Below are 11,367 nucleotides of genomic sequence, written 5' to 3' on the forward strand. Positions count from 1 at the left end.
CCGCCGCTCGCCGGCGAGGAAGCAAGCTTCCTCCCGCTGCCGCTCGACTTGCATGTGTTAGGCCTGCCGCCAGCGTTCAATCTGAGCCATGATCAAACTCTTCAATTAAAAGCTTGATTTGCTAAGTGAATAGCGTGCTCGAAGATTTACTGCATGAATTTTACTTCAGTTAGTCACTCTTCAAGACTTGATATTTTTTTGCACTCGAAGGTGCTGGATATCGTCTTGTGAGTGCCCACACAGATTGTCTGATAAATTGTTAAAGAGCAATGAGTTACGAGACTTGGCTCGTTCACTCGAGGTGGCGTATATTACGCTTTCCTCTTTCAGAGTCAACCCCAAATTTCAGGNTTCGTGAAGTGAATCACTTGCGCCGTGTCGATGGAGGCGCATTATAGGGATCCGATTTTTTTGCACAACCCTTTTTTGATCTTTTCTTTCTGTTTGGACATTTCTGCACCCCTTCGAGTGGATCTTATGCGATCCGCCCCGCACGGCGGCGGATCCCTCCGCACTATTGGTTGTAATTCCAACAGCAGTGGCTAGTATTGCCGGTAGCATATTCTTATTTGGGGCTGACCATGTCTGAAGCAATACGTCCTTATCTTCATTATTTGCCCAAGATCGGGCAACGCGTCATGATCGATCCGTCAAGCGTTGTGATCGGTAATGTCGAATTGGGGGATGACGTCAGCATCTGGCCGCTGGTTGCGATCCGTGGCGACGTTAACGCCGTTAGAATTGGCGCTCGCAGTAATATCCAGGACGGTAGCGTGCTCCATGTCACCCATCAGTCTGCTCACAACCAGGAAGGGTTTCCGTTATTGATCGGCGAGAACGTCACCGTCGGGCATAAAGCAATGTTGCATGGCTGCACCATCGGCAACCGCGTATTAGTGGGAATGGGTTCGATCCTGCTGGACGGCGCCATTATAGAAGACGATGTCATGATTGGCGCCGGCAGCCTGGTGGCCCCAGGCAAGCGGCTGGCTTCAGGCTATCTGTATCTTGGCAGCCCAGCACGGCAGGTGCGACCGCTCACCCCGGAGGAGCTTGAAGGGCTGATTTACTCCGCCAATAACTATGTGCGTTGGAAAGACGACTATCTGTCGCAAGATATCTAAGCGCGACCCGTTCCCAAGTAGGGAACGGGCAACAAGGTTATATAGCCAATTCGTTGTGCAACTGCTGCAATACCGGTTCAATCTGCGGCATAACACCATGCCAAATATGGAAAGAATGCGCCGCCTGGCCCACCAGCATGCCCAGGCCATCGGCAAAATGCGTGGCTCCCTGCTGCTGCGCCCACGCCAGAAATGGCGTCAGCCCCGGCTGATAGAACATGTCATAACAGCGGCTTTGTGCGTTAACCACGTTGGGTGGTAATTCCGGCACCTCACCATGAATACCGGAAGCCGTTGCATTGATCACCAGATCAAAATCCCGCTGCGCCAGTTGGCTCATTGGCACCGCGCTGATTTCCCCCACGTGCCGAAAAGCCTGCGCCAATTCCTGGGCGCGGCTAAAGGTACGGTTGGTAATAGTAATGTCACAGCCAAAGGATAACAGCGGGAGTATCACGCCGCGGGCGGCACCGCCGGCGCCAATCAACAGGATACGATTGCCAGGCTGAATCAACCGCTGGTTTTGCAGATCGGTAAGCAGGCCAACGCCATCCGTATTGTCCCCCAGTAAACGCCCATCAGCCAAAACCTTGATGGTATTTACCGCACCGGCCAACGCAGCACGCTCACTTAATTCATCCGCCATGGCATAAGCACGTTCTTTAAAGGGAACGGTGATATTCGCCCCTTTTCCGCCCGCGCCGACAAATGCCCGTAGTGTCGATTCAAAGTTATCTAATGGCGCCAACACCGTGCCGTAGGGATGTTCAATCCCGGTTTGCGCAGCAAACAGCGCATGAATACGCGGCGATTTACTGTGGCCAACAGGATTACCGAAGACTGCAAACGTCACCATGCTCATCGATTGCCCCTACCCTTGTCGGATTTGCTGCCCCGTTAGGGCATCGCGTATTTCTGATGGATTCAGCCGGCCCCCCACGCTGCCTGCCAAGACCGGAAACCCTTGGCCAAACTGCAGCAAGACATCTTCAGACGTGCGGCAAGGCTCCTGACCACTGAGATTGGCACTGGTTGAAACCAGTGGCTTGCCATACTGACGGCAAAGTCGCTGGACCAAAGGATGATCGCTAACGCGCACGGCCAGTGAATTAAAACGCCCGGTAAGGAAACGTGGCGTTTCTGGCCGGGCCGGAATCACCCAGGTCACCGGCCCAGGCCAGGTGGCAAAAACGCGGGCCCGTTGCTGGTCATTCAGCGCACTGTCGTCAATGTAAGGCAACAGCTGCGCGTAATCTGCAGCGATCAGGATCAATCCCTTTTCCCAGGGGCGCTGCTTTAGCGCCAACAAGGCATTAACGGCCTTTTCACTATCAGGATCGCAACCTAGCCCGAATACGGCTTCTGTCGGGTAAGCAATAACCTGCTGATTGCGCAGCACAGCAATAATAGAGGTGAAGTCTGAGCTCATGGTGTCTTTTATTCTTGGGTCGCGACGGGTTTACCACACTGTTTACTGGCGCAACAGAGCACCGTTCCCTTTGCAGTCCGCTTTTCCATCAGCAGTGGATAATGGCAATAGGCACATTCACCGGCAACCGGTTTAAAATTAAGCGCAAACTGGCACTCGGGGTAGCGATCGCAGGAATGAAAAACTTTCCCGTAACGCGATTTGCGCTGTAGCAATTTTCCCTGGCCGCATTGCGGGCAGGTGATACTGGTTTCGTCAGGTTTGTCTATCACCTCGGTATGATCGCACTGCGGGTAATTACTGCACCCAATAAACATACCGTAACGCCCCTGGCGCAACAGCAACGTGGCCTGGCACTTCGGACATTGCTGGCCATCCAGCACTTTCACAATATGACCATCCGCCTGCGCCTTCAGCGGGCGAATATATTGGCATGCAGGGTATTGGGAACAACCGAGAAAAGGGCCGTGGCGACCACTGCGGATCACCAGCTCGGCCCCGCATTCCGGACATGGTTCATTTTGCCTGGCGGCAAAAATCGCTGTTTTTGTCATAACATCTTCTATGCGCGCTATCCGCTCAGTGCAGATAACCTTCGTTTACTTCAAACAACAGTTCTTCCATTTGCTGATACGCGCTTTCATATCCGGGGATATTAAACAGCACCATCAACACAACCCATTTCAGATCTTCGAGATCGAATTCCGTATTATCCAGGGCCATAACACGGTCAATGACCATTTCACGGGTCTCGAGGTTCAATACCTGAATCTGTTCAAGGAACAGGAGGAAACCACGGCAGCTGGCATCCAGACGCACGCTTTCTTCTTCCGTGTAAATCCGCATAGCCAGCGGATCGGCACCCATAAAATACGGTGCGTTTTCGCCTTCTTGCAGATCTGCAAGTTTCTCAAGCCAATTCAACGCGTTGTAGATATCATCCCGATGAAACCCCGCCTCGGCGAGATCATCGGTCAGTTTATCCTGATCGACGCGCATCTCTGGTTCATTGTGGATATAAGTTTCAAATAAGTACATGAGTACGTCGAACATGGCTTGCCCTCCTTATCCGGACATAGCCGCCGGGTACAGCTGCGATCCATCCTGCTAACTCCAGATCGAGTAATTTGATTACCACCTCTGGCACAGGTTGGCCGGCACGTTCAGCGACGACGTCAACAGGTGTCACCTCATCTCCTACGTTAGCCAACACATCGGCAAATGGCAATTCAACTTCGGCTTCTGGCGAAGAAATAGTTGTTTTTTCGCTGACAGACAGCCAATTCAGCCCACTTCCCAGTTGTTCGGCGATATCCTTCGGCTCGGTAATCAAGCTGGCGCCCTGTTGAATTAACCAATGCGTTCCCCCGCTCATCGGGTTGCCAAGCGGCCCCGGCAGCGCGAAAACCTCCCGCCCCTGCTCCAACGCGCAGCGGGCGGTAATCAGCGAGCCGCTGCGTAGCGAGGCTTCCACCACCAGCACGCCCAGACTTAAGCCGCTGATAATACGATTACGCCGCGGAAAATGATCCGCCAACGGCAGATCGCTGACCAGGTGCTCAGAGATAACCGCCCCGCCTTGCGCCACAATGTGTTCAGCAAGGCGGCGATGACGGCGTGGATAGACATTTTCAAGACCGCTGCCCAGCACGGCGATGGTCTGCCCTTCCGCTTCCAACACGGCACGATGGCAAATACCGTCGATCCCCATAGCAAGGCCACTGGTTACGGTAAAACCACAATGCACCAGCCCCGCGGCGAAATAGCGCCCCCACTGTTCACCGTAATGGCTGTGATGACGGCTCCCGACCATGGCCACCTGCGGCTGCCGTAGCGCCTGAAGATCGCCATTGACTAACAGCAGCAACGGAGCATCATCGATCGCAGATAAACACTCGGGATAAGCAGTATCTCCATAGACCAGCAGGTGGTGGCCAGGAGATTCAAGCCAGCGCAGCGTGGCGGAAAGATAAGCCGGCGGGATCTGGCGGAACTGGGCACACTGCTGCGCATTCATCCCCAGCGCCGGCAGCAAACGGTAGGGATCGCCGCCATCCGCAAGCAACTGCTTTAATACGTGGTATGACTGCACGACATCGATCCCCCTCACGCCGTGCATTCTCAGGCTGATTTCTTCCGGCAGCATCGGCAATCCCTCGCTGATATTGTTGGTATTATCAATTCGTACAATTGGCTAACGATGCTGTCAATCAAGACGGGAAATGTCTAGAATAGTGACTAAACTCTACTCTATCACTTGGATATAGATCTAAAGATATATGTCAGTATTGCAGGTATTACATTTCCCAGACGAGCGGCTGCGCAAAGTTGCGGCTCCGGTAAAAGAAGTTAATGCAGATATCCAGCGCATCGTGGACGATATGTTCGAAACCATGTACGCAGAGGAAGGCATTGGCTTGGCAGCAACGCAGGTGGATATTCATCAGCGGATTATCGTCATTGATGTTTCTGAAAACCGCGATACTCCCTTGGTGCTGATTAATCCTGAACTGCTGGAAAAAAGCGGCGAAACCGGGATTGAAGAAGGCTGCCTGTCTATTCCTGAGCAGCGAGCTTTAGTGCCGCGTGCCGAAACCGTGAAAATCCGCGCGCTGGATCGCGAAGGCAAACAGTATGAGTTGGAAACCGACGGTCTGCTGGCCATCTGTATTCAGCATGAAATGGATCACCTGTTGGGGAAACTGTTTATTGACTACCTGTCGCCGTTGAAACGCCAGCGGATCCGCCAGAAACTGGAGAAGATGGCCAGGTTGCAAGCGCGCGCTTAACGAACAGGGAATCAACGTGTCTGACTCATTACGGATTATTTTCGCCGGCACCCCAGACTTTGCAGCGCGTCATCTTGACGCGCTGTTGTCGTCTGGACATCAGGTTGTCGGTATCTTCACCCAGCCCGATCGGCCTGCAGGGCGTGGCAACAAATTAACGCCCAGCCCGGTTAAAGTCTTGGCCGAACAGCACCAACTGCCGGTGTTCCAGCCGAAATCGCTGCGCCCGGAAGAAAACCAACGGTTGGTGGCCAATCTTCATGCGGATGTCATGGTCGTGGTGGCCTATGGCCTGATCCTGCCCAAAGCGGTGCTTGATATGCCGCACTTGGGTTGCATCAACGTCCATGGTTCGTTGCTCCCCCGTTGGCGTGGCGCAGCCCCTATCCAGCGTTCCCTGTGGGCCGGCGATAGTGAAACCGGGGTGACCATCATGCAGATGGACGTCGGGCTTGATACCGGCGATATGATGCATAAAATCCCGTGCCCCATTGAAGCCACGGATACCAGCGCCACGCTATATGCCAAACTGGCCGAGCTGGGCCCGCAAGGCTTACTGACAACGCTGCAGCAATTGGCGGCGGGTACCGCGCAGCGTGAAGCGCAGGATGAAGCGCTGGCCACCTATGCAGAAAAATTGAGCAAAGAGGAGGCCCGCCTGGACTGGAGCCTCTCCGCCGCGCAGTTGGAACGCTGCATCCGCGCATTCAACCCGTGGCCGGTGAGCTACTTCACTATTGATGAGCAACCGGTAAAAGTGTGGAAAGCAGCCGTCATTGCCGGGCGCAGCGATGCTGAGCCGGGCACGATAGTGCATGTAGATAAACACGGCATTCAGGTGGCGACCGCAGACGGTATCCTTAACCTGTTGCAACTCCAGCCTGCGGGTAAAAAACCCATGTCGGCGCAAGATCTACTGAATTCACGCCGCGAGTGGTTTACGCCCGGTAACCGGTTGTAGCCACAACCAACTCTTCTCGCCCGGCCCCGTTTGCCGGGCGGTTTGTTTCTCAATGCCGACGATCAGCTTTAGCCTATGAAAAACAATTACAACCTCCGCAGCATAGCGGCCAAAGCCATCGGCCAGGTGCTGGATCAGGGACAGTCCCTGAGTGCGATCCTGCCCACATTACAAAAAAACATCGCCGACAAAGACCGCGCATTGTTGCAGGAATTATGCTTTGGCACCTTGCGTGTGCTGCCGCAGTTGGAATGGTGCATCCAGCAACTGATGGCCAAACCCATGACCGGCAAGCAGCGCCCGCTGCACTATCTATTGATGGTCGGTATGTATCAATTGCTGTATACCCGGATACCGTCGCATGCGGTACTGGCAGAAACGGTCGAAGGTGCAGTAGCGTTAAAACGCCCTCAGCTCAAAGGCTTGATTAACGGCGTCTTGCGCCAGTTCCAGCGCCAGCAGGAAGCGTTACTGGCGCGTGCGGCCAACAGCGATAGCCGCTACCTGCACCCAAGCTGGCTGCTTAAGCGCATCCAACAGGCCTATCCGGCACAATGGCAACAAATCATCGACGCCAATAACCAGAAACCGCCTATGTGGCTGCGTGTTAACCGCCTGCACCACACTCGTGATGCTTATCTGGCGCTGCTGGAACAAAGCGGCATTGCCGCGCTGCCACATCCGCAATACCCGGATGCCATACGTTTAGTCGCACCTTGCGGCGTGAACGATCTTCCAGGCTTCGCCGACGGCTGGATCACCGTGCAGGATGCCTCCGCACAGCACTGCGTCGATCTACTGGATCCGCAAGACGGCGAGCAGATCCTCGACCTTTGCGCCGCCCCCGGCGGCAAAACTACCCATATTCTGGAAGCGGCTAAGGCCCACGTGATGGCCGTTGATATTGATAAACAGCGCCTGAGCCGGGTAAAAGAGAATCTACAGCGGTTGCGCCTTAACGCTGAAGTGAAACTGGGCGATGGCTGCACACCGGGCGCCTGGTGCGGTGAAAAACAGTTTGACCGCATCCTGCTGGATGCACCTTGCTCGGCCACCGGCGTCATCCGGCGCCATCCGGATATAAAATGGCTACGGCGTGACGGCGATATCGCCGAACTGGCCGGCCTGCAAGCGAAAATACTGGATGCCATTTGGCCGCATCTGAAGCGCCAGGGCGTGATGGTATATGCCACCTGTTCGATCCTGCCGCAGGAAAACAGTGAGCAAATTGCCGCTTTCCTGCAGCGCCATAGCGATGCCAAACTGATTGAAACTGGTGACAATACCCAGCTAGGGCGACAGAATTTGCCACACCCGGAGCAGGGGGATGGCTTCTTTTACGCTAAGCTCATTAAAATGTAACCCTTCCGGGTGCAGAGCCATGCATGCTTACCGTTGCAGTGTGAAACAGAGAACACGATGAAAATAATTATTCTTGGCGCAGGTCAGGTCGGTGGAACACTGGCAGAAAACCTGGTTGGCGAAAATAACGATATCACCGTGGTAGATACCGATTCCGACCGTTTGCGCCAGCTACAGGACAAGTTCGATCTGCGCGTGGTGCCAGGGCATGGCTCCCACCCCAGGGTGCTACGTGAAGCCGGAGCAGAAGACGCAGATATGCTGGTCGCGGTGACCAATTCGGACGAAACCAACATGGTAGCCTGCCAGATTGCCTATTCGTTGTTTAATACGCCGAATCGTATCGCCCGTATTCGCGCATCAGAATATATTCGCGAAGCAGATAAGCTGTTCCAGCCGGAGGCCGTGCCGATTGACCACCTCATTTCACCGGAACAGTTGGTTATCGATTATATTTATAAGCTGATCGAATACCCAGGGACACTGCAGGTGGTTAACTTCGCCGAAGGCAAAGTCAGCATAGCGGCGGTAAAAGCCTATTACGGCGGCCCGCTGGTCGGCAATGCGCTTTCATCGCTGCGTGAACATATGCCACACATCGATACCCGCGTGGCGGCGATTTTCCGCCAGGATCGGCCTATCCGCCCGCAGGGCTCAACCATTATTGAAGCCGGTGATGAAGTGTTCTTTGTTGCCGCATCCCAGCATATTCGGGCGGTAATGAGTGAACTGCAACGCCTGGAGAAGCCCTACAAACGCATCATGATCGTCGGCGGCGGCAACGTGGGAGCGGGCCTGGCCGCCAGGTTGGAAAAAGCCTATAACGTGAAGCTGATTGAGCGCAATCAGCAACGGGCGGCAGAGCTGGCGGAACAGTTGCACGACACCACCGTGTTTTATGGCGATGCTTCAGATCAGGAATTGCTGGCAGAAGAGCATGTCGAACAGGTTGATGTGTTTATCGCCATTACCAACGATGACGAAGCCAATATCATGTCGGCGATGCTGGCCAAACGCATGGGGGCCAAAAAGGTGATGGTGCTGATCCAACGCCGCGCCTACGTCGATCTGGTGCAGGGCAGCGTGATTGATATCGCAATCTCGCCGCAGCAGGCAACCATTTCCGCATTATTAGGCCATGTGCGCAAAGCCGATATTGTCAGCGTCTCCTCGCTGCGCCGGGGCGTTGCTGAAGCCATCGAAGCTATCGCGCATGGTGACGAAACCACCTCAAAAGTGGTTGGCCGTATCGTTGAAGAGATCAAACTGCCGCCGGGCACCACCATTGGCGCCATAGTTCGCGGTGATGATGTCATCATCGCCAACGGGAATAGCCGCATAGAACAGGGCGACCACGTCATTATGTTTATTACCGATAAAAAATTTGTGCCGGATGTTGAACGCTTATTCCAGCCAAGTCCGTTTTTCCTTTAGCAGCGGAAAAAGGACAGATATGCTTCTACCGGCAACCTATCTGCTACAGGGAAAGATGATAACTTTTCTGGCATGACGTATGGCAATGGGATATTGCTTTGTTAAACTTGTGTTGTTAATTTTGCAAGGAGTGTGTTTATGAGTATGTTGAAAGAGTTCCGCGAATTTGCCATGCGTGGCAACGTAGTTGATTTGGCAGTCGGTGTGATTATCGGCGCAGCGTTCGGTAAAATCGTTTCTTCGCTGGTTGCTGATATCATCATGCCGCCGCTGGGTTTATTGATTGGCGGCGTTGATTTCAAACAGTTCCATTTGGTATTACGTGAAGCACAAGGCAGCGTTCCCGCTGTTGTCATGAACTATGGCGCATTTATTCAAACCGTTTTCGATTTTGTTATCGTCGCCTTTGCCATCTTTATGGCGATTAAACTCATGAACAAACTGCGCCGTAAGCAGGAAGAGGAACCGGCGCCGGCAACCCCCCCGGCCCCTTCTGCGGAAGAGAAACTGCTGACGGAAATCCGTGATTTGCTGAGCCAACAACAGTCCAAATAATCAGTAAAATCATTATGCAGAGGCCATCTTCGCGGATGGCTTTTTTTATACTTAAAACCAGAAAGGCAGTGGCAAATGATCGCCTGATCGCTTGCCACTGCCCTCCCAGTTCCCCCGTTTGCTGTGTTTCTCTTTACGGCGGTAGCTGCCTTTCCCTTTCGCGTTTGTTTCAACACGCTGATGAAATAAAGGATCGTGCAGTAAGGCCTGAATGGCGTTATCCCGTATTTGGCCCCGGGTATGGCGATATTTAGTCATAGTAATACTCCAATAAATAATCAGATGTATGCCCCAGCGCTCGTCCCGCTGATACGCTCAACCATCGGTATTAGCGCTTAATCATAATTAGGGGTTTATTTTATCACTGGCGCCCTGTTCCAGAGCCTCCAGGATTGAACAATATTTGCTGGTATGCGCGCTGCCGCAGCAGGCATCGCTCAAACGCTTGAGTGATTCACGCATGCGCGTCAGCTCGGATAGCTTCGTTTCAACCTCCTGCAAACGGGCATCAACAATCGACTTTGATTCCTGGCAGGTATGGTGCTCTGGATCCACGCGGATCGATAACAACTCTGCAATGGTTTCCAGCGTAAACCCCAGTTGCTTAGCATAGCGTATAAAACGCAAGCGTTGTAAATCCTGTTCGCTATACAAGCGGTATCCGCCTTCGGAACGGCTGCCATGCAGCATCATACCCTGCTTTTCATAATAGCGAACCGTATCCGGCGTGACGTCAGCAAGCTTTGCCAACTGGCCTATTTTAAACATTACCTGTCCTCCGGGGTGAATTTCCCAGTCAGCGCCTGCTGATAGTCGCCATACAGAAAGTCGGTGCTCATGCCGGCCTGGCGCAAACGCAGTTCTAACAGTGTCAAGCGTTTACTGAGTGCGGCATAGTCCGGATGGGTGCTATCTATTGTCTGCAGCAGATCGGCAACGGTTAGCGCCTCTTTGCGATCTTCTAACTCCGGGGGTAAATAGCCGGCGTTTTTCAGCAACCGATAGCCGGCGCGCAATTCTTCGGGCACCGCACTGTCATCATCAAGCTCCAGGGGTTTCCCTACGCCCGGCAAGTTATCAAACTCGCCTTTGGCCTGAGCGTCACGAATATGGCGCTCTGCCCATTCATCTAGCAATCCCACAATATCATTCCTCAGTAGGCCGGATAGATAACGTTAGCATAGTAGATAGCGATGGGGATCTTAAGCCGTTCTATTAGGAGGAGTGAATATTTACCAGACAACAGACGTAAAAAAACCGGGCAAGCCCGGTTTTTTTACGCGACTGCAAATTACTCTGCAGCTGCTACTTCTGCTTGAGACTCAGCACGATCAACCAGCTCGATGTATGCCATCGGCGCGTTGTCGCCTGCGCGGAAGCCACACTTCAGAATGCGAGTGTAACCACCGGCACGGCTCGCGAAACGCGGGCCCAGCTCGTTAAACAGTTTTGCCACGATCTCGTTATCACGAGTACGTGCGAATGCCAGACGACGATTAGCTACGCTGTCGGTCTTGGCAAGAGTAATCAGCGGCTCAACAACGCGACGCAGCTCTTTCGCTTTTGGCAGGGTCGTCTTGATGATTTCATGACGAACCAAAGAGCCGGCCATGTTACGGAACATAGCCTGGCGGTGGCTGCTGTTACGGTTCAGTTGACGACCACTCTTACGATGGCGCATGACCTTATCCTTCTCAGTAAAACCTTAACCTG

15 protein-coding genes and 1 rRNA gene are annotated in these 11,367 nt (G+C 53.5%); 6 read left to right on the plus strand and 10 right to left on the minus strand.

Annotated elements, in window-relative coordinates; translation table 11 throughout:
* Positions 1-108 (minus strand): 16S ribosomal RNA (locus tag AC559G_RS11905); the annotation flags it as partial.
* A gap of 473 nt (positions 109-581) precedes the next feature.
* Between AC559G_RS11905 and AC559G_RS11910 the strand changes: the two genes are divergently transcribed.
* Entirely contained in the window at positions 582-1,124 is a 543-nt protein-coding gene (locus AC559G_RS11910; protein ID WP_498912695.1) for a gamma carbonic anhydrase family protein, read from the plus strand.
* Positions 1,125-1,161: 37 nt separating this feature from the next.
* On the opposite strand, the gene aroE is transcribed toward AC559G_RS11910, so the two are convergent.
* From aroE to dprA, 5 genes are read right to left on the minus strand one after another with little or no spacing between them, the layout of a single operon-like run.
* Positions 1,162-1,980 (minus strand): shikimate dehydrogenase, encoded by an 819-nt coding sequence (aroE, locus tag AC559G_RS11915; protein WP_498912701.1) that lies wholly within the window; start codon positions 1,978-1,980, stop codon positions 1,162-1,164.
* 15 nt (positions 1,981-1,995) lie between these two features.
* Positions 1,996-2,553 carry an L-threonylcarbamoyladenylate synthase gene (gene tsaC, locus AC559G_RS11920; RefSeq protein ID WP_498912696.1) on the minus strand — a complete coding sequence of 186 codons (558 nt, stop codon included), beginning with the start codon at positions 2,551-2,553 and terminating at the stop codon, positions 1,996-1,998.
* Between the two features lie 8 nt (positions 2,554-2,561).
* A complete protein-coding gene (locus AC559G_RS11925; RefSeq protein ID WP_498912697.1) occupies positions 2,562-3,107 on the minus strand; it encodes a DNA topoisomerase family protein in 546 nt (181 codons plus the stop codon).
* Positions 3,108-3,132: 25 nt separating this feature from the next.
* Positions 3,133-3,606 (minus strand): DUF494 family protein Smg, encoded by a 474-nt coding sequence (smg, locus tag AC559G_RS11930; RefSeq protein WP_095846820.1) that lies wholly within the window; start codon positions 3,604-3,606, stop codon positions 3,133-3,135.
* Complete coding sequence (gene dprA, locus AC559G_RS11935; protein WP_438596811.1) at positions 3,578-4,699, minus strand: DNA-protecting protein DprA; 1,122 nt, start codon at positions 4,697-4,699, stop codon at positions 3,578-3,580. Before dprA ends, smg begins: the two co-directional genes overlap by 29 nt.
* Positions 4,700-4,832: 133 nt before the next feature.
* Here dprA and def point away from each other — a divergent pair, with 133 nt between their 5' ends.
* From def to mscL, 5 genes are all read left to right on the plus strand, one after another.
* Positions 4,833-5,342, plus strand: a complete 510-nt coding sequence (def, locus tag AC559G_RS11940) for a peptide deformylase (protein WP_095846818.1) — start codon at positions 4,833-4,835, stop codon at positions 5,340-5,342.
* A 16-nt stretch (positions 5,343-5,358) separates the two neighbouring features.
* Positions 5,359-6,303, plus strand: a complete 945-nt coding sequence (gene fmt, locus AC559G_RS11945; protein ID WP_498912698.1) for a methionyl-tRNA formyltransferase — start codon at positions 5,359-5,361, stop codon at positions 6,301-6,303.
* 75 nt (positions 6,304-6,378) lie between these two features.
* A complete protein-coding gene (rsmB, locus tag AC559G_RS11950; RefSeq protein ID WP_498912699.1) occupies positions 6,379-7,665 on the plus strand; it encodes a 16S rRNA (cytosine(967)-C(5))-methyltransferase in 1,287 nt (428 codons plus the stop codon).
* Between the two features lie 57 nt (positions 7,666-7,722).
* A complete protein-coding gene (gene trkA, locus AC559G_RS11955; RefSeq protein ID WP_095846815.1) occupies positions 7,723-9,099 on the plus strand; it encodes a Trk system potassium transporter TrkA in 1,377 nt (458 codons plus the stop codon).
* Between the two features lie 138 nt (positions 9,100-9,237).
* Positions 9,238-9,654 (plus strand): large-conductance mechanosensitive channel protein MscL, encoded by a 417-nt coding sequence (mscL, locus tag AC559G_RS11960; RefSeq protein ID WP_438596814.1) that lies wholly within the window; start codon positions 9,238-9,240, stop codon positions 9,652-9,654.
* Positions 9,655-9,705: 51 nt separating this feature from the next.
* Here the strand turns inward: mscL and AC559G_RS11965 are convergent, their stop codons facing one another.
* From AC559G_RS11965 to rplQ, 4 genes are all read right to left on the minus strand, one after another.
* On the minus strand, positions 9,706-9,912 hold the full coding sequence (locus tag AC559G_RS11965) for an alternative ribosome-rescue factor A (protein WP_438596820.1): 207 nt from the start codon (positions 9,910-9,912) through the stop codon (positions 9,706-9,708).
* Between the two features lie 87 nt (positions 9,913-9,999).
* A complete protein-coding gene (gene zntR / locus AC559G_RS11970) occupies positions 10,000-10,422 on the minus strand; it encodes a Zn(2+)-responsive transcriptional regulator (RefSeq protein WP_438596815.1) in 423 nt (140 codons plus the stop codon).
* Positions 10,422-10,796, minus strand: a complete 375-nt coding sequence (locus AC559G_RS11975; RefSeq protein ID WP_498912700.1) for a DnaJ family domain-containing protein — start codon at positions 10,794-10,796, stop codon at positions 10,422-10,424. Before AC559G_RS11975 ends, zntR begins: the two co-directional genes overlap by 1 nt.
* 149 nt (positions 10,797-10,945) lie before the next feature.
* Positions 10,946-11,335, minus strand: a complete 390-nt coding sequence (gene rplQ, locus AC559G_RS11980) for a 50S ribosomal protein L17 (RefSeq protein ID WP_164114273.1) — start codon at positions 11,333-11,335, stop codon at positions 10,946-10,948.
* Positions 11,336-11,367 lie beyond the last annotated feature (32 nt).

The organism is Gibbsiella greigii (genome assembly GCF_039540155.1).
GTDB lineage: Bacteria > Pseudomonadota > Gammaproteobacteria > Enterobacterales > Enterobacteriaceae > Gibbsiella > Gibbsiella quercinecans.

Coding starts and splice junctions, on each gene's coding strand:
- def (WP_095846818.1), top strand. CDS start 4,833: ATGTCAGTATTGCAGGTATTACATTTCCCAGACGAGCGGCTGCGCAAA.
- rsmB (WP_498912699.1), top strand. CDS start 6,379: ATGAAAAACAATTACAACCTCCGCAGCATAGCGGCCAAAGCCATCGGC.
- zntR (WP_438596815.1), bottom strand. CDS start 10,422: ATGTTTAAAATAGGCCAGTTGGCAAAGCTTGCTGACGTCACGCCGGAT.
- rplQ (WP_164114273.1), bottom strand. CDS start 11,335: ATGCGCCATCGTAAGAGTGGTCGTCAACTGAACCGTAACAGCAGCCAC.
- trkA (WP_095846815.1), top strand. CDS start 7,723: ATGAAAATAATTATTCTTGGCGCAGGTCAGGTCGGTGGAACACTGGCA.
- tsaC (WP_498912696.1), bottom strand. CDS start 2,553: ATGAGCTCAGACTTCACCTCTATTATTGCTGTGCTGCGCAATCAGCAG.
- mscL (WP_438596814.1), top strand. CDS start 9,238: ATGAGTATGTTGAAAGAGTTCCGCGAATTTGCCATGCGTGGCAACGTA.
- aroE (WP_498912701.1), bottom strand. CDS start 1,980: ATGGTGACGTTTGCAGTCTTCGGTAATCCTGTTGGCCACAGTAAATCG.
- AC559G_RS11910 (WP_498912695.1), top strand. CDS start 582: ATGTCTGAAGCAATACGTCCTTATCTTCATTATTTGCCCAAGATCGGG.
- AC559G_RS11925 (WP_498912697.1), bottom strand. CDS start 3,107: ATGACAAAAACAGCGATTTTTGCCGCCAGGCAAAATGAACCATGTCCG.
- dprA (WP_438596811.1), bottom strand. CDS start 4,699: ATGCTGCCGGAAGAAATCAGCCTGAGAATGCACGGCGTGAGGGGGATC.
- AC559G_RS11965 (WP_438596820.1), bottom strand. CDS start 9,912: ATGACTAAATATCGCCATACCCGGGGCCAAATACGGGATAACGCCATT.
- smg (WP_095846820.1), bottom strand. CDS start 3,606: ATGTTCGACGTACTCATGTACTTATTTGAAACTTATATCCACAATGAA.